We start from the raw sequence: 26,657 nt of genomic DNA, 5'->3' as shown, positions 1-26,657 counted from the left end.
ATTGATTTAAAAGTCTGGCTTATGCCGGACTTTTATCTTTTTAAGGCAAAATGGGCCTTAGTTAATTTAGCCACCTCTATATTATTTTCTTGCTCACCATATTCTAATCTAAACCAATACGTAGAAGAAGGCAATAGATTTCCGTTTAATGTTCCATCCCAATCTGTGCCTGTACTTAATTGCGCTAAGAGCTTACCATAGCGGTCAAAAACAAATACCACCGGATCCGTTAAGGTTTCAATACCCTTAATATTCCATGTATCATTAGCACCATCGTTATTAGGTGTAAAAAATTTAGGATAACCTACCACTAAAAATTCAATTGCCTCTGTAGTTCCGCATCCATTTTTATCATTAATAACTACGGTATTAATGCCCGGAGGAACATCGTTAAAAACAGCATCGTCTTGAAATTCACCTTCGTTAATAGCGTATTCATACTCACCATCGCCATCAACAAAAACTTCTATATTGTTCATGTCCGGATCTAATGACAAGTTGGAATTCAGCGTTTCAACACGATCAAGTACAGGAATTCCATAATAAGTTATAAGAATATCATCCTCAATTATAGTTCCCTCATCTGTAGTTATAGCAACATAATATCTGCCCGAATTAGGACTTGATACCGCAATCTCAGTAGCAGAAGGACCTGAACCTAATGGTGCGTCAATTACACCATCGTCATCATAATCTACCGTCCAAGCAACATTCGTGAAATTTGGACCTGCCGGAGAATTCAATGCAATCAATGGAATATCTGGATCACCTTCACAAGCGGTTATATCTAATCCTAAAAACTCATCACGCAAAGTACAGTCAAGAGCCGTCTTCTGGTTAGCTTTCACTGAGTTTCCTGTAAATGTGAGCATAAAAGGCTCCCTTTCATCATCAAAATTAGTATTGAAATTATTGATTAGAATATAATATAACTCATAAGGCAACACATCTAAATACTCATCATACGTATTCAAATTCTGAGTGATAGAAGGTACACCGACTTTCCCATCTTCTGGGTTAACCCCTAGCCCTGTAAACCTTGTAGTATTTACTTCGTAGTTACATCGTATAGGCTCAACCGCTCCAGAACTAATATCAACACAACTAACATCAGGGCCATAAACGGCAAATCCCATTCAGCTGTTGGAGTTCCAGAACCGCTAACGGGTAGCGCCTCTAAATCAAACCCAACCTGACCTTCGGTACCGGCCCTAAATACGAACCAAGATGTGTTATTTTCAATATTAGCACTACTAACACTACCTTTTTCAAGACAGCCTGTTTCAATTATCACCTCTGGATCAAAGTCATCTATTGCACCCGAACCATCTGCATAGCCCATAATGGGTGCATCAGCACATACGGGAATGGCCGTTCGGCAATCAGCTGAATTTTGTGCTTGAATTTCTGTGCTAAAGAAAAAAGATACACAGACAATAGATAGTAAAAAGCGCATAAGTATGGGGCTAAAACGATACTATTAAATAACTCAAAGAGCGTTATTTTAGTATGTTAGACGTAAATTTTAGGCGGTTTATCGATGAAATACCTAATCAAAATATAGATTCCGAACCCTACCGCTTTAAAGAAAAGTGATTATTAATATATTTGGCCGTTACAGTTTGGCCATCTCCAGCGGTGTATGTTAATTTAAACCAGTAATCGGATTCTGGCAAAAGCTTACCATTAAAAGAACCATCCCATTGAGAATTAGTTGGGCCTAATTGAGCTAGTAATTTTCCAAAACGATTATAAATAGTAATTACAGGAGAATCCAATAGCTCTACTCCGGTAATACTCCAATAATCATTAGAATTATCGCCGTTTGGTGTAAAAAACTTTGGAAAACCTACCACAACGATATCCTCTGTAACATCTCCACATCCTTTTGGATTATTCACGGATACCGTATGCATACCTTACTCTACTTGATAAAACTTATGACCGGATTGATAAGCACCATCGTCTAATCGGTATTCGTATTCTTCCAAATTATCAGTAATTACAGTAACCGTATTGTTATTTCGAAGATCTTCAATTTCAATATCTATGATTTGCGGCGGTCTTGAAGTTAGTACATTAACCACTTTAGCAGCACTGCAACTTAAACCAGATTGCGTATTTGTAGCGGTCAGTTTATATTCACCAGCAACGGATACTACTATACTAGACGTTGTTTCACCAGAATCCCACTGGTAAGTGTAATTTGAACTTCCATTTTCCAGACCAATAGTAATCCCTGCATTATCCTCGCACAAAAAAGCTTCTGAAGAAAAATCTAAACTAGGCGTTTCTAAATTAACCAGTTGAAATTGCTGCGAAGCATCAAAACATCTAGAATTGCTAATTGAAGTAAGACGTACATAAATAGTTTGAGAACCATATTGAGTCGGGTATTGTTTGGGCAGAGCATTTGCACCATCAACTGCATCAGCCATAGTTAGATGGTAGCTAACTAAAAACTCATTTGCGCTTTGACTACCTAAAACTTCACTATCTTTTTTAGTAAGGTCATAAACCGATAAGCCACTACAGGATGCATCATTAGACACTGTATTTGCTACTGGCATGGTTGAGAAAAAGACCTGAACATCACTAATAATATTTCCAGCGGAACGAGCAACCTCTACCCTATAATTGGCAGATGTACTTACTTCATAAGTAGAACCAGTTTCACCTGACAACAGCGTAAAACCACTACCCGAATCCATAAACCAACTATAAGACAATGCGTCCACAGTTGTAGCATCTAAAATAACGGTTTCATTTTCGCACGCCGCTATTGGAGGCCCAAGGAGATTATTTATAATAGAGCAATCTAAAGCATCAAAAGGGTTGGTAACGAATATATGACCCGAGAACTGTATGGAAAATCCAGAATTATTGTTACTGAAATTATTAAGTAGCAAATAATAATCTTCACCTTATAGTGTTACTTCTAACCAAGTTTCATATTGAACATTTTCCGTACTTCCAGAAGGGTCCTCTCCTACCCCAACAAATGTATTTTCATCTTGATTATCGAAAAAATTACATCGTACGGGCTCACCTAAATTATTGCAGTCATTGGTTTTATATAAAGCAAAATCCCAATCTTCTAAAGTATCAATTCCAATATTAAACCCTAATGCCCCGAGGCACCAGTTCTAAATCTGTACCAAGCGGAATTGGATTCTATTACTCCACTTAAAGTCTGCTCTAAACAGCCACTAGTCGCGGCACTATTAAAATCATCTATACCAAAACCTGTTGTACCTCCATTTACAGGAGTATTATTACAGATAGGTATAGCATTGCTACAATCTGAAGAAACTTGTGCAGAAACCACACTTATTCCCCAAAAGAATAACACAAACCATAAGATTATAAAACGACTCATTTTACGGGCTAGAACTTATATAATATAAAAGTACCTCCTTACTTTTGTTAATAGCAATTTATGTTGTGTATCAGGACTTATAGAACATAAAGTGCCATATTATGTATATCTTTGCAGTTCGTTTTACTTGGCACGAAGTGTAATGTATCGAAACTTTTTAAGACGAATTGGGCATTAGAAATACCAATAGATATAAGCAGATGAAAATTGATAGTACTTTGGAAAAGCAATTTGAAGATTTAGGAGACGATCACGTTTCCGCATCGGAAGATACACCCTTACGTGAAGACGCATTCGTGTTAAGCGATGACGAAAAGATTGAAAAAATACAAGATAATGTTAGAGAGATATTGCTCACATTAGGCCTAGACCTGAATGACGATAGTCTTAAAGGAACTCCTAACAGAGTTGCTAAAATGTTCGTAAAAGAGATTTTTGGTGGGCTTAACCCGGATAAAAAACCAAAATCATCTGTTTTTAGCAACAAGTACAAATACGGCGAGATGCTTGTAGAAAAGAACATTACGCTCTATTCTACATGTGAACATCACCTTTTACCAATAGTAGGTCGTGCACACATTGCCTACATCTCTAACGGAACGGTTGTTGGTCTTTCAAAAATGAACCGTGTGGTAGATTATTATGCTAGAAGACCACAAGTACAAGAACGTTTGAACATCCAGATTGTTAGAGAACTTCAAAAAGTTATGGGTACTGAAGATGTTGCCTGTGTAATTGACGCTAAACACCTTTGTGTAAACTCAAGAGGCATACGCGACATAGAAAGCAGCACGGTAACAGCTGAGTATGGCGGTAAGTTTAAAGAAGATTCCGTACGCCGCGAATTTTTAGAGTACATAAAATTAGATACCAAATTTCAATAGCCCAAGCATAACATGCATTTGTATCAGAACCAACAGTTAAAGATTTACAATTCCCTTTCCGGTAAAAAAGAAATATTTGAACCTTTAAATGAAGGCCATATAGGCATGTACGTCTGCGGCCCTACAGTTTACAGTAATGTACACTTAGGAAACTGCCGTACTTTCATGTCTTTTGATATGATATTTAGGTACCTAAGACATCTTGGTTACAAAGTGCGCTACGTACGTAATATTACAGATGCAGGTCACTTGGTTGATGATGCAGAAGATGGCGAGGATAAAATTGCAAAGAAAGCAAGGTTAGAGCAGCTAGAACCTATGGAAGTTGTGCAACGCTACACCATAGATTTTCATAACATACTAGAACAGTTCAATTTTTTACCTCCAAGTATAGAGCCTACGGCTACGGGGCATATTATTGAGCAAATAGAAATTATAAAGGATATTCTTGAAAAAGGATTTGCCTACGAAGTTAACGGTTCCGTATATTTTGACGTTTCCAAGTTCAATGACAGCTATGAATATGGCAAATTGAGCGGACGAAAATTAGAAGATATGATTGCCAATACTCGTGAGTTGGCTGGTCAAGATGAGAAAAAGAGCCCACAAGACTTTGCACTTTGGAAAAAAGCCGAGCCACAGCATATTATGCGCTGGCCTTCTCCTTGGGGAGATGGTTTTCCTTTGGCACCTAGAGTGTACAGCAATGAGTACCAAATATTTAGGAGAGACCTTTGATATTCACGGTGGCGGTATGGACCTTAAATTTCCACACCATGAATGTGAAATAGCTCAGGCCGAAGCTTGTTATGGACATTCTCCCGTACGTTATTGGATGCATGCCAATATGCTTACAATGAATGGTAAAAAAATGGCTAAATCTACTGGGAACAACATTCTTCCTTATGGATATTTTTACTGGTGAAAACGATATTCTGAGCAAGGCTTTTTCGCCTTCAGTAGTTCGTTTTTTCATGATGCAGGCACATTACACAAGTATTCTAGATTTAAGTAACGATGCTCTATTAGCCTCTGAAAAAGGGTTCAGTCGCTTAATGGATACGCTTTCAACTTTAGAAGCTTTAGAGACTGGTACAAGTAGTGATTTTGACGTGGAAGCATGGAAGCAGCAATGCTACGATGCCATGAATGATGATTTCAACACCCCAATCCTAATTGCCAACCTTTTTGAAGCGGTTAAGCATGTTAACCTAATTAAAGAAGGTAAAGAAAGCATTACCGCTGGGGATAAAGAAACACTCACCCAATCCTTAAATGCATTTATTTTTGACATTTTAGGCCTAGAGCAAAAAGGAGGTACTTCTGAAGATTCCGGAAAGCTTTCTGGTGTTGTAGAACTTTTGATTCAATTGCGAAAAGATGCTCGGGAAAATAAAGATTTTGCGACCTCGGATAAAATTCGCGACCAGTTGGCAGAACTTGGCATTCAACTAAAAGATGGTAAAGAAGGAACCACTTTTAGCATCTAAGATTACATCTGATTACTAATATTCATTGTTTTTGCCTGATACTCACTTGGCGATAGATGCTGGCGTGTCTTAAATACTCTATTAAAATACGAGCGGCTTTCAAAACCACATTGTAAGTAGACATTCTTTATACTCCGCTTAGGGTCTTGAAGAAGACCTACGGCCAGTTTTATTCTTTCGTTGTTAATGAACTCTATAGGAGAGATTCCTAATTCAGTTTTAAAGACTCTATGAAAATGAGAGGGGCTCAAACATGCTTTATTACTTAACTCTACAATATTTAAAGGCTCATGGAGATGCTCTCTAATATAACGTATAACCGTAGCCAATCTACTATTAGAATTTAGTTGCAACGTAGAACTTGAATAAATTTTACGTTCATTGGTTTGCAAGATTCTAATGATAAGTTCCCGCAACATATTATCTACAAAGAAATCTTTGGATGGATGGTTTTCAGAAAACAAGAACAATAAACGTTGTAGAATTTGGAAGATACCCGCATCGTTTACAAAATGAAAATTGTAATCCATTAACCCCCACTCCTTATTATCGTGCTTGGGCATATTCTCATTCATAAGCTGCAATACCTTATCTATCTTATCCTCAGAAATAGCCAATGCCAAACAGCGCGTTGGATTTTTTCGCATCGCTTCCGGAAAATCTATACACATAGTTTCATTGGCAGGAAGCACTAAAGACTCATAAGGTAAAAAATCAAAAGATTCATAATCCCTTAGATGCATTATTTTCTTTCCTTCTATCATACTAGCCAATACCGGTTGGTCAAACTTTAATATTACACGGTCTGCCTGTTGGTGTGTTTCAAATACATGTAAAGCGGCATTATTAAGTGTGTAAGAGGTTTGATTCTCCACCAATGTTTCCAACTTTCTATTTGAGAGAAATTTATTAGTCAACTCTACCATAACCAATCAAGTATCAATTTAACAAGTAAATTATTAAGAAATATACAAAACAACTGTTATTAAAATACTAATTTCTTAAAGAATGATAGAATTGTTCATGCTAATAGTAGAATTGGTCAGACATTTTAGGTTCAACTCTACTACATTTAGAAAACCATTTATATACGTCTGATAAACAGGTATATAATAATGAACATACTATTAATTAAATACACTTAACTATGAGCACACAGACAGTTGAACACAATCTTCTACAAAAGCCTAAGTTTAAAGATCAATATGAAAATTATATTGGTGGAAAATGGGTTGCACCCGTAAAAGGGGAATATTTTGACAACCTCTCGCCTGTTGATGGTAAGGTATATACAAAAATAGCACGGTCTACAGCTGCAGATATTGAATTAGCTATTGATGCGGCTTGGGAAGCTGCTCCGGAATGGAATACTTCATCTGCTACTACAAGAAGTAATATGCTATTGAAGATTGCCGATGTCATGGAACGTAATCTTGAGACATTGGCACGAGCTGAAACTTGGGACAACGGGAAAGCCATTCGCGAAACCACTGCAGCAGATATTCCTTTGGCCATAGACCATTTCAGATATTTTGCAGGTGTTATCAGAGCAGAGGAAGGCTCCGTAAGTGAGTTAGACTCTAACACGGTAGCTTTGAACGTTACCGAACCTCTAGGTGTGGTAGCTCAAATTATTCCATGGAACTTCCCGCTATTAATGGCTACATGGAAATTAGCGCCAGCATTAGCAGCAGGTAATTGTGTTGTAATAAAACCAGCAGAACAGACTCCTGCGGGCATCATGATTCTTATGGAACTTATTGAGGGCATTCTACCTGCAGGCGTATTGAACGTCGTCAACGGTTTTGGAGCAGAAGCAGGTAAACCATTAGCATCAAGTCCAAGAATAGATAAAGTGGCATTTACCGGTGAAACCACAACAGGGCAGTTAATCATGCAATATGCTTCTAAAAATATCACTCCAGTTACCTTAGAGTTAGGCGGAAAATCACCAAATATTTTCTTCGAAAGTATTATTGATGCCGATGATGACTTTTTTGACAAATGTTTGGAAGGTGCCGTTATGTTTGCATTGAACCAAGGTGAAATCTGCACCTGTCCTTCTAGATTATTAGTACAAGAAAGTATCTATGACCGCTTTATCGAAAGAGTCGTTGAGCGTACTAAAGCTATTAAATTAGGACATCCGTTAGATCCAACTACTATGATGGGTGCACAAGCCTCAAATGATCAATTTGAAAAGGTAATGAGCTACATAAATATAGGTAAAGAAGAAGGTTGTGAGTTATTGACAGGCGGAGATGTTGCCTATGTTGAAGGTCTAGAAGGTGGTTTCTACATTCAACCTACCATCCTAAAAGGAAACAATAAAATGAGAGTGTTCCAAGAAGAAATTTTTGGACCTGTGCTTTGTGTAACTACCTTTAAAGATGAAGCTGAAGCTATAGAAATTGCAAACGATACCCCTTATGGATTAGGAGCTGGGGTTTGGACTAGAGATACACACCAAGCTTACCAAATATCCAGAGCGGTACAAGCCGGTAGAGTTTGGGTAAATTGCTATCACTTATATCCTGCTCATGCACCTTTTGGAGGCTATAAAAAATCAGGTATTGGTAGAGAAAACCATAAAATGATGTTAGCTCACTACAGACAAACTAAAAACATGCTGATTTCATACGACAAAAAGGCAATGGGCTTCTTTTAATATGAAGACAAAAAGGGTTTTAGTTACAGATGAGGCCAAGAAAATCATTGAACAGCTAAGAGAAACACATGGTGAACTTATGTTTCACCAAAGCGGCGGATGCTGCGATGGCTCTGCTCCCATGTGTTTTAGTAAAGGTGAACTTATGCTGAACGAAACCGATGTTTGGCTTGGAAATATAGCCGATTGTGATTTTTACATGGCTAAAGACCAGTTTGAGTATTGGAAGCACACGCAATTAACCATTGACATTACCAAAGGAAGAGGTGCTAGTTTCTCTCTAGAAATACCATTGGGAATTCGGTTTATTGTTAAATCAAGGTTGTTTTCCGAAGAAGAAGCACTTGATTTAGAGCCTATACATTACGCTTAAAACTTGATAAAGTTTGCATTAACAAACAAAAATCCGCATTGAAGAATGCGGATTTTTTACATTATACCACCAATCTTCCCTTTACATATTTTAATCAAAAAAACGTACTTTTACACTTCTAAAACAACTTATTTTGGCATTGACCTTTAAGAAAATAATGATAGCACCTTTCGTATTTTTAGTCAGGTTTTATCAGCTTGCCATCTCACCTTACACACCTGCAACCTGCCGTTACTCACCCACTTGCTCTCAATACACTTTAGAAGCCCTAAAAAAACACGGACTTTTTAAAGGTGGTTGGTTGGCTATTAAACGGATTTTCAGTTGTAACCCTTGGGGGAAAAGGTTATGACCCAGTACCTTAATTCATTTTATTAGTATTGACTGTGCCAATTCTTACCAATCCTTCAAATTTATAACGTCGATTTAAGATGTAGTAAAGCCTAACGGTTATCTATTTTATTATCTTAGTGCCCTTAAAACTCCTTTACATGTACTTTTTAGGCATTATCTGGAATCCGAACGAAACACTTTTCACACTCGGTCCGTTACAGATTAAATATTATAATCTACTTTGGATTACCACTTTTGCTCTTGGCTGGTATATCATGAAGCGTATTTTCACTAATGAAAATAAGACTGTAGAGCAGTTAGATTCGCTCTTCATATACACGGTTTTATCCACTATGTTAGGAGCGCGACTAGGTCACGTATTTTTTTACGATTGGCCTTATTATCAAAATCATTTAGCCGAAATATTGCTACCTATTCGCGAGAGCGCCTCAGGTGTGCTTTTCGGGTTTATTAAAGGTTATGAATTTACCGGTTTTACCGGCCTTGCAAGTCATGGCGCAATTATAGGTATTCTTATTGGAACTTACTTATACCAAAGAAAGCACTCAGACATGAAAACCCTTTGGCTATTGGACCGCATGGTTATTCCGGCTGCTATTGGTGCGTTTTGTGTCCGATTGGGTAACTTTTTCAATTCAGAAATCAACGGAAAAATAACCGACGAATCTTTCATATTCGCTACGAAATTTATTCGTGATTCAGATGATATGCATCCATCAAAAGCATTGGCTATTACACAGGAAAAAACTGTAAATGCCGCTTACGATGCCATAGAGAACAACCCACAATTTGCCGATCAACTGGCACAGATTCCTTTTCGTCATCCAGCGCAATTGTATGAAGGTGTTGCTTATATTTTTGTTTTTATTCTCCTTTATTACCTCTACTGGCATACCAACAAGAAAAATAGTACAGGCTACCTTTTTGGCTTGTTCTTAGTATTGCTTTGGACCATTCGTTTCTTTGTAGAGTTTGTAAAGAAAAGTCAAGGTGGTTTTGAAGAGAGCCTTGGGTTACTATCAACTGGTCAGTGGTTGAGTATTCCATTCATCCTTATTGGTTTTTACTTTATGTTTCGACCAAAAACTGGCAAATCCTAATATAATAGAGATTCCTGAAAAAATTAAATCAGCGCTTTGCCAAAAGGCGAATCGCTTCATTTATCATCGACTTTAAAACTTAAGCGATACTAAAATGAAACATATTAAAATTAGTCTGTATTTAGTCCTTATGGCTTTTGCGTTTCACTCTTGTAAAGAAGAGACTAAAAAAGTAGTAAAAGCAGAGCCGGTAGTTTTTAAAAAAGAAGGTGAACTTTCTGTTTTCAAAAAAGAAACGGACAGTTTAATCGCTTCTTTTGATATTGAAATTGCCGATAGCGAATACGAGACACAAACTGGTTTAATGTACAGAAAGAGCATGAAGGCAAATCGCGGCATGTTATTCGTTTTTCCAGAAGTAGCAGGACATTCATTTTATATGAAAAATACCGAGTTTCCTTTGGATTTGATATTCATAAAAGAGGACATGACCATCGCTAATTATCGCGAGAACGCACAGCCTATGGATGAATCCAGTCTACCTTCCCAAGGTGCAGTACAATATGTTCTTGAGTTAAATGCAGGCCTTGTTCAAAAATTAGGAATACAGTCTGGAGATAGCATTGCGTTTAAAAAATTATGATTTCAGATGGATTTGCTTTTGGAAGGAGAACAAACCGAACGATTGCTATTCCGAAAAGTACTCCCTTCCGATTTTGAAGTTTGGTTACCTTTTCATGAAGACAAGCGGTCTTCTGAATTCTGGGAAGGACTGCCATCAGACCCTGAAATTGCTTGCCAAGAACAGCTTGACCGGATATTTGAACGCTACGAAAATAACCTAGGGGGCATGAACGCCCTTATTTCAAAATCTACTGGAGAATTCATTGGGTTATGCGGACTTCTAAAACAGACCGTAGATCAAATAGAGGAGCTAGAAATAGGCTACTCCATTCTACCTAATTATTGGAAACAAGGTTACGCAAGTGAAGCTGCCATTAAATGTAAGAACTGTGCAAAAGAACAGAGCCTTGCCAAATCGTTAATTTCTATTATTCATATTGACAATCTACCATCTCAAAAGGTAGCCCTTAAAAATGGTATGTATCTAAACAAGACAACAACATATTACAACAATCCCGTACACATTTTTAGAGTCCTTCTATAAAACATAATAATTAGGCCATTTCTACCGTTAGCATCTCTCATACTAATGAACTGATGAACAACCCTAATATGTTGTTTTCTACAGAGTTTTTTTTTAAAATATAGATTGAGTAAAATTTTCCTTTGAATATGAAATAGTCAAATGTGATATCTGTTTTATAAAATTATGGTAATTGGTATTTTCCAAATTCCTTGGTTTTTGTAGATCCACGTTATCCCATACTCCTATTTTCTATCTAAGATTTTATTTAAAAAAAGCTTTGCCTAATATGACTCAAACGGTTTCCGTATTTCGTAAGATTTTTTTGTCATGAGAAGAGTTTATCCATAAAAGGTTTTAAAAATAGTTGTTACTCCCTTGCCAAATGAAAAAGTTTCTTAAAATCTTAGTCTCCAGTTGTTCTCTATTTATAATAGTAATGGCCTGTACAAAAGAGGTCTCACTCATTACTGAGGTAGAGTTTCAGCTTTTCGAGCAACACTCGGCAGAAGGTTATATAAATCAGGGATTACCTACAACCTTTACAATTGTACCGGAAGATACTTTGAAAAGCTACGAATATACTATCATCTACGAAATAATGGACGGCAAGGGCCATTTTGAGGATATGGACGGTAATCTACTGGAATCCGGAAAAGAACAATCCTTTCCTACAAACCTTATCAGATCTCTCATGTACAAGGGTTCAGAAATAGGGGCGCACAGGTTAAAGATAGTAGGGTCAGACAATTTTGGTCTATCAGAAGAGATTGAGGTAACGTACAATCTGAGCGATGTACCCGTGGTCTGGGAGGCATCTAGCGAACTCTCCGAGCTCGAACTTGACAAGCCCACTGACCTGTCCCTTTTATTGGGAACTGATAATACGGCAGAGGACATTACTTATGAAGCTATTTATGGTTTCGTGCCAGGACCCTGGAATACTTGTACCGTCCCAAGAGAACGGCTACGTACCAAGCGGGGAGTACAACCCTATTGTCGCCGGCAATTACCCACTAGTATTTACACCTTCCGAAGTAGGACCACAGCAGCTGACTTTTACCCTTCGGGACAGCAACGGTCAGAAAATTGAGACCATACTCAATTTTAACATAGTTGAGTTTATCGATGTTTCCTCCATCACTCTAGACCCTGTTAATGCTAACATAAGGGTCAATGAAACCCTAAAATTAGGACTGGTGATCACCCCGGCCAATGCATCGAATCAAACCGTTGGTTGGTCATCGTCCGATGAAACGGTAGCTACAGTAGACGCAACCGGACTTGTTACAGGTATTTCTCAAGGAAACGTTATAATTACTGCAAGTGCTAATGATAGTAATGAAGTAGTAGGAACAGCAAGTATAACGGTCGGCTCCGAAGATATTGCTTTGACCGGTATAACCGTAACGCCTTCTCCAGTTTCGTTAAACACAGGTAGCACACAACAGTTAACAATTAATTTTGACCCAACGAGTGCCACAAACAAAAACGTTACATGGTCTACAAGTGACCCAACTAAAGCTACCGTTTCCAATTCAGGTTTAGTAACAACAATAGAAGCTGGGTCTGTAACAATTACAGCAACTTCAGATGTCGATACTAGTATATTTGGTAATTCCGTAATTACTATAAATGAAATAAATAATGGCCCAGTAGCAAGAGCTGGACTTGATCAAACCATCACCTTGCCAACGAATTCGGTTACATTGGACGGTTCAGGAAGTAGCGATACTGCCCCCGGTACGATTAACTCCTATCAATGGAGGCAGATAGATTCCAGTACAGGTGCAATCGCTACTATAAGTAATGCTGATGTAGCCGTTGCAACGGTAAGTGATCTGACCGAAGGAAACTATACCTTTAAGCTTACCGTGACCGATAACCAGAATGCAACCCATACGGACGATATCGTTATTACGGTGGGAGCAGTAACCAACGTAGCCCCTGTAGCGGATGCCGGCCCCAACCAGAATATCACCTTGCCCACAAGTGCGGTTACATTGAACGGTGCGGGAAGCAGCGATACTGCCCCTGGTACGATTGCCTCGTACGCTTGGACACAGTTCAGTGGTCCCACAACGGCGAACATCGTCTCTGGAAACAGCGCGAGTACATCGGTAACAGGCTTAGCGGAAGGAATCTATAAGTTCAGGCTTACCGTGGCCGACGATGGAATCCCGGCACTTAGCCATACGGACGATATCATTGTTACGGTGGGCGCTTTACCGAACGTAGCTCCAGATGCAGATGCAGGTCCCGACCAGAATATCAACCTGCCTACTAGTTCCGTTACCTTGGACGGTTCGAATAGTAGCGATACGGCCCCTATAGTACGATTGCCTCGTACGCCTGGACACAGGTCGGCGGTCCCACAACGGCGAACATCGTCTCTGGAAACGGTGCAAGTACATCGGTAACGGGCTTAGCGGAAGGAACCTATACGTTCAGACTTACCGTGACAGACGATGGCACTCCAGCACTCAGCGATACGGATGATATCATTATCACGGTGGGCGCTTTGCCGAACGTAGCCCCCGTAGCGGATGCGGGTACGGACCGGGCTATCACCTTGCCCACGAGTTCGGTTACATTGAATGGTTCGGGAAGTAGCGATACCGCCCTGGTACGATTGCCTTGTACGCCTGGACACAGGTCAGCGGTCCCACAACGGCGAACATCGTCTCTGGAAACAGCGCGAGTACATCGGTAACGGGCTTAGCGGAAGGAAACTATACGTTCAGGCTTACCGTGACCGACGATGGGACCCCGGCACTTAACGATACGGACGATATCGTTGTCAGGGTAAGCGAATATACCCCTCCTCCAGCAACGATAACCTATAATTCAACTACCGGTGTTTACACAGCACCAGCAGGGTCAGAAGTAACTGTTATACTTAGGTCATCTGGAACAGGTAAAGGAAGTGCGAATGTGTCAGGAGGCGGAGGATCGGCTTCTAACGTTTGGAATGGTGATGAGAACAGTTTTAATAAAAACGATTTTTATGTATTTTCTATGCCCTCGAGCGGAAGTGTAACTTTATCATCTTATCACCAAGAGATAATTACCAGTTCGAGTTCTACCGTTACAATTAATAATAATCAAGGAGCTTCAAAAAGTTTTACGGTATCAGGTAGTGGCGGAATTCCTTGATTTTTTTTTTGCATGTTAGTAATAAATGGGTATGGTTATAATTTATTTAGTGGTCAATTTGTGTATCAAGGTACACATACTATAAGTTCGTATTCTTTTGTACTCTACCACTATGCTTTGGAGGTCTGTACTAATACCTCGAATAGGGTTTAGTTCCCGCATACGTGCTTCTTTTGGGTAGTTAACAAGTTATAAATTGATCAAATTTTATAGGAAAACGATACACTGCTAATAGTATTTTCACCTTTAACTGATCTCAAATTCCCGCGGTTTTTATAGCTTCGATGTTTCCTAATTCCTTATCATCCGAAAAACTTTACTTTTCATCCGGTCTTTTGATTAAAAAGGAACCTGTTCTATCTATAATTTAAACGTATTGCATATCTTGTAGGACTTTCTTGATAAAAGAAGATTTTACCTATTATGGTATATAAAAAAAAGGAATAGTTAGTCCCCATACTGCAAAATGAAGAAGTATCCCAAGATTCTGATCTCCTGTTGTTGTCTATTTTTAATCGTTTTGGCCTGTACCAAAGAGGTAGGACTCATTACCGAGGTAGAGTTCGAACTTTTGGAACAGCACACGGCGGAAGGTTTTGTCAATAGGGGCTACCTACGACCTTTACGATCTTGCCTGAAGAAGTTCTGGAGAACTACGAATATAATATTACTTACGAGGTTTTGGATGGCCAGGGCCATTTCGAGGATATGGAGGGCAACCCTCTAGAAGCCGGAAAAGGATGGAACGTCCCAACAAATCTTGCGGCCCCGCTGATGTACATGGGCTCCGAAACAGGGTCGCACAGGGTCAAGGTGGTCGGTACCGATAACTTCGGTCTATCCGCTGAAATCGAGGTCATGTACGACCTGAGCGATGTCCCGGTAATCTGGGAGGCCTCGAGCGAACTCTCCGAGCTCGAACTTGCAAAGCCCGTGGACCTTTCCCTTTTGTTCGAGACCGATGATGCGGCAGAGGATATCGGCTATGAGGCCATATACGGGTTGGATACGGGTTCGGGAAGCCTTGAGGCATCCGAAGAAAATGGCTACGCTCCAAACGGGGAGTACGGTCCCATTGACCCCGGTACTTACCCCCTTGTTTTCACGCCTTCGGAAGTAGGGCCACAGCAATTGGTCTTTACCCTTCGGGACAGCAACGGTCAGGAAATAGAGGCAGGACTTGACTTCAACGTAGTCGAGTTTATCGATGTCATTTCCATTTCCCACATAGTAAAGTGCGATACAATCAAGATGAAACTGGGGGACGAAATACCTCCCGCTTTCACTTTCGACCCGCCCAATGCCACCGATCAGGGGGTTACGGTGGTGTCCAGTGACCCGGATGTCGTGTTCATTGACGAGAACAATGTTTGTATCGCAGTAGGATTGGGTACGGCGGAGGTCACCGTTACCTCTGTTTCGAACCCCGAAGCGAGCGATACGGTAACGGTAGTGGTCATAGAGGCCGATAGGATACCTGTAACAGGTATCACCGTTTCACAGGAGGACCCCGGAGCGACGGGAACGGAGCGCCAATTGTTGGCGGCCGTCCTTCCCGAAGACGCAACGGACCCTAGTGTAACCTGGTCCTCTAGCGACGATACGATAGCAAGTATAGACGAGAACGGTCTGTTGACCGGTCTTTTCGGCGGGTACGGCCACGATAACGGCCACCTCGGTCTCGGACCCGGATATCAAGGGAGTCGTACAGATCGAGATTACGGGCGTTTCGCTGTTGTCCGCGAACAATATCGAGACTTTCGCCCTGAAGGACCAGATCGAGACCGCAACGATAGATCCGGTCACACATACCGTTTCGATTACCGTTCTGGAGGGCACGCCCCTGAACGTGGCACCTATCATGTTGACGGTATCGGAAGGGGCAACTATTGCACCAGGACTTTTACAGGCACGTGATTTCAGTTCCCCAGTGGAATATACGGTGACTTCGGGCAATGGTACCGAGCAGGTATGGACGGTGACGGCCAAGGTGTTGACCATTCCGGTGGCCGGGGAAACCAATATTACGGGCTTCGAGCTTGCAGGTCAGAATAGCTCCACGATAAATACTACGGACCGAACGGTAACTGTGAACGTTCCCGACGGAACGGACTTAAACGTAGCACCACAGATACTGGAGGTCTCCCCCGACGCAACTGTGGCTCCGGCGATAGGTCAGGTCCAAGATTTTTCCGAGGCCGTTACCTATACGGTGACCCCTGAGACCGGGACACCACAGGTATGGACGGTGAACGTTACCGTATCACAACCGGCGGGAAGTGGGGAAAATGCCATAACGGGCTTTGAACTGCCCGGTCAGACCGAAGTGGATATAGATGAAGCCTCTTTATGGTTACGGTCACGGTTCCCGATGGTACCGCCCTGAACAGTGCCCCTTCGGTATTGAACGTCTCCGCCAATGCCACGGTGAACCCTGCAAGAAGCGTCGTACAGGATTTTTCCGGCGCTGTTACCTATACGGTCACCGCGGAAAACGGTACACCTCAAGAGTGGACGGTCAATGTTGCGGTATTACCACCTACAGGGAGCGGGGCCAATGCTATCACTGCTTTTTCGCTTCCTGAACAGAATAGTTCGGTCATAGATACGGACAATCATACGGTGACGGTAAACGTGGCCGATGGAACATACTTGTATGGACAACCAGCCGAATTAGAAATTTCCCAAGGTGCGACAATTGATCCTTTGCCTACTGCCGAAAGGGATTTTACTGACCCTACACCATATATGGTGACCTCGGAAAATGGAACGGAACAAGAATGGATTGTTAATGTAAACGTTTCACCGCCTACGGGGAGCGGGGACAATGCTATAACGGGCTTTGCACTCCCTGTTCAGAACAGTGCGGATATCGATACGGGGAACAATACGATAACGGTCAATGTCCCGGACGGAACAATTCTTAACGTTGCACCACAACTTTTACAGGTTTCCCTATGTGGGCTACCTTTTCACCGGCAGTCGATGAACTACAGGATTTTGGTTCACAGGTGCTCTATACCGTCACGGCGGAAAACGGGACAGAACAGGTATGGACTGTGAATGTAACGGTATCGGCACCGACGGGAAGCGACCTGAACGAAATAACAGCCTTTGAACTGGAAGGTCAGACCGATGTGGATATTGACGATACGACCAGTACAATAACGGTTACCGTTCCTGATGGCACCGACTTGAATACGGCCCCATCGGTATTGAACGTTTCTGACAATGCCACGGTAAATCCTGTAATAGGGGATATACAGGACTTTTCGAGCCCCGTTACTTATACCGTTACCGCTGAAAATACCAATGAAAGAGTTTGGACGGTCAACGTTACCGTTACTGAAAACCAAACCCCTGTCGCCAATGACGATACAACCGCAGTAGAATTGGGAGAAACCGTACGCATCAATGTCATCGATAACGATTCAGATGTTGATAATCCAAATTCCGACCTGGTTATATCCGGTGTTCTTGGGGTACAACCTGAAAATGCAGGTTCGTTTACGATTGAAGGCCAAAAATCGTGTTCACCAGTTCCGGTGATTATACCGGAGATGTCACGTTCGGCTATACCATTAACGACGGTAATGATGGTAATGACGCTTCCGCAACCGTTACCGTAACGATTTCTGAAACGGAGGTGCCCGTCATGGATATAACGGTCTCGAGCGTGAGGACCAGTATCCCGGATGATGCAACCGAACAGTTCAATGCGAATGTGCTTCCGGGCAATGCGGACAATAGGGCGGTTACTGCATGGTCCTCCAGTAATGCGACTGTAGCAACGGTGAACGCGACTACAGGTCTGGTAACCGCTGTATCCGAAGGCAATACGAACATCGTTGCTACGGCAACCGATGGTTCTAACGTATCGGGTTCTGCAGCACTTCAGGTAACGGCCTCCCAAATATTGGTGACTAGCATAACGGTATCAAGTGGTAGGGCTAGTATTCAAGAAAATGAGACGGAACAGTTCATCGCGAATGTGCTTCCGGGCAATGCGGACAATAGGGCGGTTACCTGGTCCTCCAGTAATGCGACTGTAGCAACGGTGAACGCGACTACAGGTCTGGTAACCGCTGTATCCGAAGGCAATACGAACATCGTTGCTACGGCAACCGATGGTTCTAACGTATCGGGTTCTGCAGCACTTCAGGTAACGGCCTCCCAAATATTGGTGACTAGCATAACGGTATCAAGTGGTAGGGCTAGTATTCAAGAAAATGAGACGGAACAGTTCATCGCGAATGTGCTTCCGGGCAATGCGGACAATAGGGCGGTTACTTATGGTCCTCCAGTAATGCGACTGTAGCAACGGTGAACGCGACTACAGGTCTGGTAACCGCTGTATCCGAAGGCAATACGAACATCGTTGCTACGGCAACCGATGGTTCTAACGTATCGGGTTCTGCAGCACTTCAGGTAACGGCCTCCCAAATATTGGTGACTAGCATAACGGTATCAAGTGGTAGGGCTAGTATTCAAGAAAATGAGACGGAACAGTTCATCGCGAATGTGCTTCCGGGCAATGCGGACAATAGGGCGGTTACCTGGTCCTCCAGTAATGCGACTGTAGCAACGGTGAACGCGACTACAGGTCTGGTAACCGCTGTATCCGAAGGCAATACGAACATCGTTGCTACGGCAACCGATGGTTCTAACGTATCGGGTTCTGCAGCACTTCAGGTAACGGCCTCCCAAATATTGGTGACTAGCATAACGGTATCAAGTGGTAGGGCTAGTATTCCGGATGATGCAACCGAACAGTTCAATGCGAATGTGCTTCCGGGCAATGCGGACAATAGGGCGGTTACCTTGGTCCTCCAGTAATGCGACTGTAGCAACGGTGAACGCGACTACAGGTCTGGTAACCGCTGTATCCGAAGGCAATACGAACATCGTTGCTACGGCAACCGATGGTTCTAACGTATCGGGTTCTGCAGCACTTCAGGTAACGGCCTCCCAAATATTGGTGACTAGCATAACGGTATCAAGTGGCAGGGCTAGTATTCCGGATGATGCAACCGAACAGTTCAATGCGAATGTGCTTCCGGGCAATGCGGACAATAGGGCGGTTACCTTTCCTCCAGTAATGCGACTGTAGCAACGGTGAACGCGACTACAGGTCTGGTAACCGCTGTATCCGAAGGCAATACGAACATCGTTGCTACGGCAACCGATGGTTCTAACGTATCGGGTTCTGCAGCACTTCAGGTAACGGCCTCCCAAATATTGGTGACTAGCATAACGGTATCAAGTGGTAGGGCTAGTATTCCGGATGATGCAACCGAACAGTTCAATGCGAATGTGCTTCCGGGCAATGCGGACAATAGGGCGGTTACCTGGTCCTCCAGTAATGCGACTGTAGCAACGGTGAACGCGACTACAGGTCTGGTAACCGCTGTATCCGAAGGCAATACGAACATCGTTGCTACGGCAACCGATGGTTCTAACGTATCGGGTTCTGCAGCGCTAGAGGTAACGATTTCTGAAATATTGGTGACTAGCATAACGGTATCAAGTGGCAGGGCTAGCATTCCGGATGATGCAACCGAACAGTTCAATGCGAATGTGCTTCCGGCCAATGCGGACAATAGGGCGGTTACCTGGAACTCCAGTAATGCGGCTGTGGCAACGGTCAACGCGACTACGGGGATGGTATCGGCCGTCTCTGCCGGAAATACGAGTATCGTCGCCACCGCTACCGACGGTTCGGGAGTATCGGGCTCCGCCCCTCTGGAGATAACTGCCCTTCCTGCATATGTATTTAGCAATGGAAGGCTTGTTGGGGACGGTACAGATTATATTACCGGTATATTGACTATTAACTCACCAACAGCTTTTGAAATTTTTGCAATGTCTGCCTCACAAATTACTGTGGTTACTTTAACTTTAAACCCAGGAGGCCCCTACTCGGCAACAGCAAATCATGGATCAGTAGATTCGGTATCCACCCCGGTAATTCCTGTAGGTACTTATACTTATACCATAAGTCTTTTAACTACTGATGGTAAGGGGGGCGTAGAAGGACCATAATAGTTTTTAAAATGTTTTTTTAAAATAAATTAAAAACAGATATTAATGAATAGTAAGTATCATATCTGTTGTTCAGAATTAAATGAATATACCTAATCAGGATTTAAGTATGAAGGGGCGTAAACTATTACTATTCTGTAATTAAGAGTGAATCGTTATTTTTCTGACTTATATAATTCCAAATACTCAGGCATTCCAGAAGTTATGACAGGATATACCCTATAACTACTATTTGAAATTTGCTTTTGCTGATATTATTAAAATTAGAATTTTACACTTTCAAAATACTGGCTTCATGAATACGTTAGTTAATTAGGATTGAAATACAAAAAAATCTCACTTTTTAAATTTAAAATTTGCATCATTAATACAACATACCATAACAACCCCATACACATTTTTAGAGTCCTATTATGAAACAAAAACATTGGGCCATTTTTACAGCAAACACTTCCCATAAAGAAGAACTGATTGAAGCTTTTTTTGAAGGTCCTCTTCCTAAAGGCTTTGATCAACTAACGAATTTACAAGGCGCTCTTTTATCCAAATTGGCAGTTGCTCGCTTTATTGATATAGAGGACCGCCATGGCAACAAAGTAATTACTTCAGGTACTGCACAAAGTTTAAAATCAATGTCCAGCGGCGAGCAGAAGAAAGCCTTACTAAAACATATACTCAGCTCTCAGCCGGATTTTATTGTTTTGGACAACCAGTTTGATAACCTTGACACCACTGCTCAAGAAGACCTGAAATTAACTTTAGAAGAAGTTTCAGCACATACTCCAATGGTGCAGTTATTAAGCCGTAGATCGGATTTATTGCCTTTCGCGAATACATTTGCAAAATTAGACGGCAACGATTTAGTTTTTGTGGATTCTGTGGAAGCATTTTCGAACCAACAGGAAAAAGAACTCTTTAAAAATGATGTTCCAAAACCCATCAGTTCATATGAAATTGAGGGCGATACTTTAATTGAGCTAAAAGGCGTTGACGTCGCCTATAGCGAAAAACCTATTTTAAAAGATATTAATTGGCATATTAAAAAAGGTGAATTCTGGGAGTTAAGGGGAAGGAACGGTAGTGGAAAAACAACCATCTATCCATGATAACGGGAGAAAACCCCAAAGGTTATGGTCAAGAACTCTATATTTTTGGACGTAAGAAAGGTACAGGAGAAAGTGTTTGGGAGATAAAAAAAAGAATAGGCTATTTCACGCCTTCTATGACTGATAAATTTACTGGTTATCATTCCGTCAGCCATATGATAATTTCAGGTTTTTACGACTCCGTTGGCCTATACATAAACCCAACCGAAGCTCAATTAAGATTAGCTAAAGAGTGGTTAACCCTTATTGGGTTATGGGATATGAAAGATGCTCTTTTTCATGACCTATCTATGGGTCAAAAAAGATTGATTATGTGTGCAAGAGCCATGATCAAACATCCACCATTACTTATTCTTGATGAACCAACAGCGGGATTGGATGATGACAGCGCAGCCCTATTCGTGGCTTTGGTTAACAAATTTGCCACGCAAAGTAATACTACGGTCATTTTTGTATCACATAGAAAAGAACCAAGGTCTTGAAGCAGAACTCATCTATCAACTAGAAAAATCAGAAACTGGTTCTACAGGAGAAGTATTGACTTAATAGCTCCTTCTTATATTTTATAAAAATCCAAAAAAAAATCATTAAACAAAAAAGCCGTTTGCATATGCAAACGGCTTTTGTAATTAATTGAGTTAGTTAGTTCTTAACGCCTCAAATATAGAGAAATTTATTTTACTTCCTCCGTTTCCGGCTCAACCGTATCTTTTTCTAGTCCTCCTGCTCTTGAAGTCTTGTTCAGCGTATCAAACATTACTGGTGTTGCTATGAATAATGAAGAATATGTACCTACAACAATACCAATTATCATTGCGAACATGAATCCTCTTAATGATTCACCACCAAAAATGAATATCGCCAATAACACGACCAAGGTCGTTAAAGAGGTATTCAACGTACGGCTTAATGTACTGTTCAATGCCAAGTTAATGTTGTCGCCTCCGCGCCATCCTCTCTCACCAATAATCTCACGAATACGGTCAAAAACAACAACGGTATCATTCAGCGAGTATCCAATTACGGTTAATATAGCCGCAATGAACGCTTGATCAATTTCCATGTTGAAAGGCATAACTGTACCAAACAAAGAGAATATACCCAACACGATCATAACATCGTGAAAAACTGCTGCTACCGCTCCTAAAGAGAATTGCCACTTACGGAAACGGAATAAGATATATAAAAACACAACTGCAAGCGAACCTAAAATGGCCAAGAAAGCATTGTTCTTAATATCATCTGCAATTGTAGGACCTACTTTTACAGATTGCAAAATACCAATTGACTTATCACCTGAGCCTACTTTGAAGCTCTGCTCGCTGATACCATCCGGTAGATATTTTTGTAAAGCAACATATAGTTTATCCTGAATCTCATTATCTACTTCAATACCTTCTACATCTACTTTGTAAGCTGTAGTTATTTTAATCTGATTAGCATCTCCAAACGTTTTCACGTTTGTACCGCTACCAAATACATCGTTCAACTCAGCTGCAATCTCAGATGGATTAACAGACTGCTCAAAACGAACTTGGTATGAACGTCCACCAACAAAATCAACACCTTGTTGCAACCCATTCGTTGCTAAAGAGAAAACACTTACCCCTACTAAAATAGCAGAGAAAATATACGCAATCTTTCTTTTTGAAAGGAAATCGATATTAATATTCTTGAACAAGTTCTTTGTAAGTCCTGTTGAAAAATCCAACGAACGACCTTGACCTTCAACATACCAATCTACTAATAGACGAGTGATGAAAATTGCAGTAAACAAAGAAGTTAAAATACCAATAAGTAAGGTAGTTGCAAAACCTTTAATAGGACCTGACCCAAATATAAATAAGATAATTGCGGTAAGACCTGTTGTTATGTTCGCATCAAGAATAGATGAAAGTGCATTGCTAAAACCATCTGCCACAGCTAATGATTTTCCTTTGCCTTTCGCCAATTCTTCTTTTATACGTTCAAAAATAAGTACGTTAGCATCTACCGACATACCAATGGTAAGAACAATACCCGCAATACCCGGTAAGGTCAATACAGCACTTAAGCTGGTAAGAACCCCAAATATCAATAGAATGTTCAATAATAAAGCGATATCTGCAAAACCACCCGCTTTACCATAATAGAAGATCATCCATACCAATACAATTGCCATTGCAATCATAAATGATGTAAAACCACTATCAATAGCTTCCTGACCTAAAGATGGCCCTACAACCTCTGATTGAATAATTTCCGCAGATGCCGGTAACTTACCAGCACGTAATACGTTGGAGATATCTTTTGTTTCGTTTACCGTAAAAGTACCTGTAATCTCTGAACGACCTCCAGAAATAGGTCCTGATGAAACGCCATGAGCAGTATATACCTTATTATCTAATACAATAGCAATACCTGTTCTATTGGTATATGCATCACCAGTTAGCTTTTCCCATTCTTTAGCTCCTTTTGTGTTCATGCTCATAGTAACGGCTGGTTTACCGTTTACAAACTCATCACGTGCATCACTAACAACATCACCACTAATTCTTGGTGTATTATCTCTGTTTGATTTTAAAGCGTATAGCTCAGCTATTTCAGAACCTTCAGATGGTCTTTCCCACAAGAACTTTACAAACTGTAAGCTGGCAGGAAGCAACCTTCTAACTTCTTTCATTCTAAGATACTCACCAATTTCGGCAGTATCTTGAATAGCGGCAACACCAACAGCATAGCTAGGTGCACCTAGTTGAAACTTATCGAACAATGGATTAACCTGTCCAGCAATATCCAATGAGTCTGCAGAAACATCAGAAAGAAGAGAATCTAATTCCGATTCTTTCTTTATTGGTTCCTTAACATCAGCTACATCAATAAGTGATTTTAACTTTTCATTGGTCTGAAAGAAGAAACCTTGTAGTTCTGGATTGTTAGGCTCATAAGTTTCCCAGAACTCTAACTGTGCAGTACTTGACAATAACCCTTGTGCACGAGCAATATCTCTTGCACTTATAGTAATTCTACCAATATACGACCTGAATTACCTTCACGCTGAATGTTTGGCTGTGTTACACCAAAACCATCAATACGCTCACGAAGTACTTCAAAAGCAGAAATTATAGATTCGTCAATTTTTCTTCGGATGATAGGCTTAACCTCATCATCTGACATCTGAAAATTAACCTCGCCACTAAGTCCTTTGTTGGCGAAAATATCCGGAGAAGCTAATTTAGTATCTCCCTTTATTTTTTCAAAAGCATTGAAGAAAAGCTCTACGTAGGTATCATCGCTATCTTTGGAAGCTGCATCTGCATCAGCCAAAGCTTTGTTGAAAATAGGGCTCTTAGTATTATTAGCTAAACCTTTTAAAATGTCCTTTACGGAAATCTGAAGGGTTACGTTAATACCACCTTTAAGGTCAAGACCTTTGTTTAGCTCTTTCTTTTTGGCTTCGTTATAGTTAGTGAAACCAAGAATGGAGTTGTCTCCAATAGAGTCTAAATAACTAGCTTCTAAAGCTTCTCGTTTAGAAACATAATTATCTTCTGCATCTGAAATACGGCTTTCCGCATATGATTTTGCTTCGTCCTCTACCTTACCACCTATAAAAGTGTATGATAATTGGTAGATACTTACTAGCCCGAAGAGTAGGGCAAAAAGCTTAATAAGTCCTTTATTCTGCATTGGTTGTGTGAATTAATTGCGTGCTTTTTATAACAGCGTGCAAATATATGATTTTCCCATAGGAATTGACAATATATTTAGAGTTATTGTAAACAGAAACATCTGCCCCAGAAATACTTCTAGGACAGATGTTCTAATTTATTATTGTCTTAACGACTATAATTCTAGTAGACCGTTGGTCTTTTTTACACCAGCTGCACTTTCTTGCATTTTTGCTTTTTCAGCATCGCTTAGTGGAATATTTACTATTTTTTCGATTCCATTTCTACCTAAAACTACAGGTACCCCTATACAGATATCATTTAGATCATACTCTCCTTCTAATAAGGTAGAACATGGAAATATTTTTTTCTGGTCACACGCAATTGCCTGAACCAAACCTGAAACTGCTGCACCTTATGCGTACCAAGCACTTGTTCCTAACAATTTAGTTAATGTTGCGCCACCTACTTTAGTATCCGCAGCTACTTGCTCCAAACGGTCTGCAGATAAAAATTCTGAAACACGTATACTATTTCTTGTAGCATGAGATGTTAATGGCACCATACCGGTATCGCTATGACCACCTATAACCATACCGTCTACGTCAGAGATTGGAGCTTCAAGAGCTTCAGCCAAACGGTACTTAAAACGTGCGCTATCTAAAGCTCCACCCATACCTATAATCTTATTCTTAGCAAGACCTGTTGTTTTGTGTACCAAATACGTCATAGTATCCATTGGATTACTTACGACTATTAGAATTACATTAGGAGAATGTTTTACCAAGTTAGCTGATACCGTTTTTACGATACCTGCATTGATTCCTATTAACTCTTCACGAGTCATACCAGGTTTTCTTGGAATACCAGAGGTAATTACTGCAATATCACTATTAGCAGTTTTAGAGTAATCGTTAGTTACACCTGTTATCTTAGTGTCGAAACCGTTTAAAGATGCGGTTTGCATCAAATCCATAGCTTTACCTTCGGCATATCCTTCTTTGATATCTAAAACGACTACCTCAGATGCAAAATTTTTAATGGCAATATACTCGGCACAGCTTGCTCCTACTGCTCCTGCCCCTACTACGGTAACTTTCATTTGTTATAATTTATTTGTTATTAAAACTTTTTTTTGAATATCCTTTTTCAAAGATTGACTTACCTCTCCTACAGCATTCAGTAAAGGACACATGTAACCTATAATGTCAATATTTGAAATAGGTTCTCAAAAATAAACAATCTTAAAGGAAAAATATAGTGAATACTGGGTTAAATGGCAGAAACATTATCGACCAAATGCTCGACCAAATGCACTCCTGTTAAAAAAGAATGCGCTTTAACGAAGATAAAAGGGTTTTGTTGCCA

General features: G+C 40.7%; 25 protein-coding genes and 6 pseudogenes. 23 read left to right on the top strand and 8 right to left on the bottom strand.

Going from position 1 to position 26,657, the window contains the following annotated elements; genetic code table 11:
* Positions 1-32: 32 nt before the first annotated feature.
* The 5 genes from Q5W13_RS13740 to Q5W13_RS13720 all read right to left on the bottom strand — a co-directional run bounded on the left by Q5W13_RS13740 (position 33) and on the right by Q5W13_RS13720 (position 3,379).
* Positions 33-1,136, bottom strand: coding sequence for a T9SS type B sorting domain-containing protein (locus tag Q5W13_RS13740; RefSeq protein WP_304443392.1), 1,104 nt, complete (start codon positions 1,134-1,136; stop codon positions 33-35).
* Positions 1,049-1,456, bottom strand: a complete 408-nt coding sequence (locus tag Q5W13_RS13735; RefSeq protein WP_304443391.1) for a hypothetical protein — start codon at positions 1,454-1,456, stop codon at positions 1,049-1,051. Before Q5W13_RS13735 ends, Q5W13_RS13740 begins: the two co-directional genes overlap by 88 nt.
* A gap of 118 nt (positions 1,457-1,574) precedes the next feature.
* Complete coding sequence (locus tag Q5W13_RS13730) at positions 1,575-1,916, bottom strand: T9SS type B sorting domain-containing protein (protein ID WP_304443390.1); 342 nt, start codon at positions 1,914-1,916, stop codon at positions 1,575-1,577.
* A 3-nt stretch (positions 1,917-1,919) separates the two neighbouring features.
* Complete coding sequence (locus Q5W13_RS13725) at positions 1,920-2,909, bottom strand: FIDD domain-containing protein (RefSeq protein ID WP_304443389.1); 990 nt, start codon at positions 2,907-2,909, stop codon at positions 1,920-1,922.
* 215 nt (positions 2,910-3,124) lie between these two features.
* Positions 3,125-3,379 (bottom strand): hypothetical protein, encoded by a 255-nt coding sequence (locus Q5W13_RS13720; RefSeq protein WP_304443388.1) that lies wholly within the window; start codon positions 3,377-3,379, stop codon positions 3,125-3,127.
* 200 nt (positions 3,380-3,579) lie between these two features.
* Here Q5W13_RS13720 and folE point away from each other — a divergent pair, with 200 nt between their 5' ends.
* Together folE and cysS are read left to right on the top strand one after the other, a co-directional pair.
* The gene (gene folE, locus Q5W13_RS13715; RefSeq protein ID WP_155594497.1) at positions 3,580-4,263 is read left to right on the top strand and encodes a GTP cyclohydrolase I FolE; all 684 of its coding nucleotides are present in this window, start codon (positions 3,580-3,582) and stop codon (positions 4,261-4,263) included.
* Positions 4,264-4,275: 12 nt separating this feature from the next.
* Positions 4,276-5,753, top strand: a pseudogene (cysS, locus tag Q5W13_RS13710) (cysteine--tRNA ligase).
* A gap of 2 nt (positions 5,754-5,755) precedes the next feature.
* Here the strand turns inward: cysS and Q5W13_RS13705 are convergent.
* Entirely contained in the window at positions 5,756-6,679 is a 924-nt protein-coding gene (locus Q5W13_RS13705; RefSeq protein WP_304443387.1) for an AraC family transcriptional regulator, read from the bottom strand.
* Positions 6,680-6,900: 221 nt separating this feature from the next.
* On the opposite strand from Q5W13_RS13705, the gene Q5W13_RS13700 reads away from it, so the two are divergent.
* From Q5W13_RS13700 to Q5W13_RS13615, 21 genes and pseudogenes are all read left to right on the top strand, one after another.
* On the top strand, positions 6,901-8,421 hold the full coding sequence (locus tag Q5W13_RS13700) for an aldehyde dehydrogenase family protein (protein WP_304443386.1): 1,521 nt from the start codon (positions 6,901-6,903) through the stop codon (positions 8,419-8,421).
* 1 nt (position 8,422) lies between these two features.
* A complete protein-coding gene (locus Q5W13_RS13695; protein ID WP_304443385.1) occupies positions 8,423-8,794 on the top strand; it encodes a DUF779 domain-containing protein in 372 nt (123 codons plus the stop codon).
* A 157-nt stretch (positions 8,795-8,951) separates the two neighbouring features.
* Positions 8,952-9,159: pseudogene (gene yidD / locus Q5W13_RS13690) on the top strand (membrane protein insertion efficiency factor YidD).
* 126 nt (positions 9,160-9,285) lie between these two features.
* The gene (lgt, locus tag Q5W13_RS13685) at positions 9,286-10,248 is read left to right on the top strand and encodes a prolipoprotein diacylglyceryl transferase (RefSeq protein ID WP_155594502.1); all 963 of its coding nucleotides are present in this window, start codon (positions 9,286-9,288) and stop codon (positions 10,246-10,248) included.
* Between the two features lie 94 nt (positions 10,249-10,342).
* Positions 10,343-10,831 carry a DUF192 domain-containing protein gene (locus Q5W13_RS13680; RefSeq protein ID WP_304443384.1) on the top strand — a complete coding sequence of 163 codons (489 nt, stop codon included), beginning with the start codon at positions 10,343-10,345 and terminating at the stop codon, positions 10,829-10,831.
* Between the two features lie 6 nt (positions 10,832-10,837).
* Complete coding sequence (locus Q5W13_RS13675; protein WP_304443383.1) at positions 10,838-11,356, top strand: GNAT family N-acetyltransferase; 519 nt, start codon at positions 10,838-10,840, stop codon at positions 11,354-11,356.
* 896 nt (positions 11,357-12,252) lie between these two features.
* A complete protein-coding gene (locus Q5W13_RS13670) occupies positions 12,253-13,755 on the top strand; it encodes an Ig-like domain-containing protein (protein WP_304443382.1) in 1,503 nt (500 codons plus the stop codon).
* Positions 13,674-14,048, top strand: a complete 375-nt coding sequence (locus Q5W13_RS25090) for a PKD domain-containing protein (RefSeq protein WP_368662560.1) — start codon at positions 13,674-13,676, stop codon at positions 14,046-14,048. Before Q5W13_RS13670 ends, Q5W13_RS25090 begins: the two co-directional genes overlap by 82 nt.
* Positions 13,973-14,491 (top strand): PKD domain-containing protein, encoded by a 519-nt coding sequence (locus Q5W13_RS13665; RefSeq protein WP_304443381.1) that lies wholly within the window; start codon positions 13,973-13,975, stop codon positions 14,489-14,491. Before Q5W13_RS25090 ends, Q5W13_RS13665 begins: the two co-directional genes overlap by 76 nt.
* Before the next feature lie 708 nt (positions 14,492-15,199).
* Positions 15,200-16,408, top strand: coding sequence for an Ig-like domain-containing protein (locus Q5W13_RS13660; RefSeq protein ID WP_497582320.1), 1,209 nt, complete (start codon positions 15,200-15,202; stop codon positions 16,406-16,408).
* Positions 16,302-16,688, top strand: a pseudogene (locus Q5W13_RS25840) (SGBP N-terminal domain-containing protein); the annotation flags it as partial. The gene Q5W13_RS13660 and the pseudogene Q5W13_RS25840, both read left to right, overlap by 107 nt.
* 15 nt (positions 16,689-16,703) lie before the next feature.
* The gene (locus Q5W13_RS13655) at positions 16,704-16,877 is read left to right on the top strand and encodes a hypothetical protein (RefSeq protein ID WP_304443379.1); all 174 of its coding nucleotides are present in this window, start codon (positions 16,704-16,706) and stop codon (positions 16,875-16,877) included.
* Positions 16,841-16,957 (top strand): annotated as a pseudogene (locus Q5W13_RS25835) (SGBP N-terminal domain-containing protein); the annotation flags it as partial. The gene Q5W13_RS13655 and the pseudogene Q5W13_RS25835, both read left to right, overlap by 37 nt.
* A 156-nt stretch (positions 16,958-17,113) precedes the next feature.
* Positions 17,114-17,554, top strand: coding sequence for an SGBP N-terminal domain-containing protein (locus Q5W13_RS13650; protein WP_304443378.1), 441 nt, complete (start codon positions 17,114-17,116; stop codon positions 17,552-17,554).
* A complete protein-coding gene (locus Q5W13_RS13645; protein WP_497582232.1) occupies positions 17,449-18,120 on the top strand; it encodes an SGBP N-terminal domain-containing protein in 672 nt (223 codons plus the stop codon). Before Q5W13_RS13650 ends, Q5W13_RS13645 begins: the two co-directional genes overlap by 106 nt.
* Positions 18,021-18,809 carry an Ig-like domain-containing protein gene (locus Q5W13_RS13640; protein ID WP_304443376.1) on the top strand — a complete coding sequence of 263 codons (789 nt, stop codon included), beginning with the start codon at positions 18,021-18,023 and terminating at the stop codon, positions 18,807-18,809. The genes Q5W13_RS13645 and Q5W13_RS13640 overlap by 100 nt, the downstream gene beginning before the upstream one ends.
* Before the next feature lie 5 nt (positions 18,810-18,814).
* On the top strand, positions 18,815-19,327 hold the full coding sequence (locus Q5W13_RS13635) for an Ig-like domain-containing protein (RefSeq protein WP_304443375.1): 513 nt from the start codon (positions 18,815-18,817) through the stop codon (positions 19,325-19,327).
* 16 nt (positions 19,328-19,343) lie between these two features.
* Positions 19,344-19,601 (top strand): Ig-like domain-containing protein, encoded by a 258-nt coding sequence (locus tag Q5W13_RS13630; RefSeq protein WP_304443374.1) that lies wholly within the window; start codon positions 19,344-19,346, stop codon positions 19,599-19,601.
* 5 nt (positions 19,602-19,606) lie between these two features.
* The gene (locus Q5W13_RS13625; protein ID WP_304443373.1) at positions 19,607-20,533 is read left to right on the top strand and encodes an Ig-like domain-containing protein; all 927 of its coding nucleotides are present in this window, start codon (positions 19,607-19,609) and stop codon (positions 20,531-20,533) included.
* 413 nt (positions 20,534-20,946) lie between these two features.
* Complete coding sequence (locus Q5W13_RS13620) at positions 20,947-21,639, top strand: ATP-binding cassette domain-containing protein (protein WP_304443372.1); 693 nt, start codon at positions 20,947-20,949, stop codon at positions 21,637-21,639.
* The gene (locus Q5W13_RS13615) at positions 21,636-22,121 is read left to right on the top strand and encodes an ABC transporter ATP-binding protein (RefSeq protein ID WP_304443371.1); all 486 of its coding nucleotides are present in this window, start codon (positions 21,636-21,638) and stop codon (positions 22,119-22,121) included. Before Q5W13_RS13620 ends, Q5W13_RS13615 begins: the two co-directional genes overlap by 4 nt.
* Before the next feature lie 191 nt (positions 22,122-22,312).
* On the opposite strand, the pseudogene secDF reads toward Q5W13_RS13615, so the two are convergent.
* Positions 22,313-25,308 (bottom strand): annotated as a pseudogene (secDF, locus tag Q5W13_RS13610) (protein translocase subunit SecDF).
* Between the two features lie 156 nt (positions 25,309-25,464).
* Positions 25,465-26,391: pseudogene (locus Q5W13_RS13605) on the bottom strand (malate dehydrogenase).
* Between the last annotated feature and the right edge of the window lie 266 nt (positions 26,392-26,657).

Source organism: Zobellia laminariae (assembly GCF_030553095.1).
GTDB lineage: Bacteria > Bacteroidota > Bacteroidia > Flavobacteriales > Flavobacteriaceae > Zobellia > Zobellia laminariae.
The sequence above is the reverse complement of the archived record's forward strand: the minus strand, read 5'-3'. Positions and strand labels throughout refer to the sequence as shown.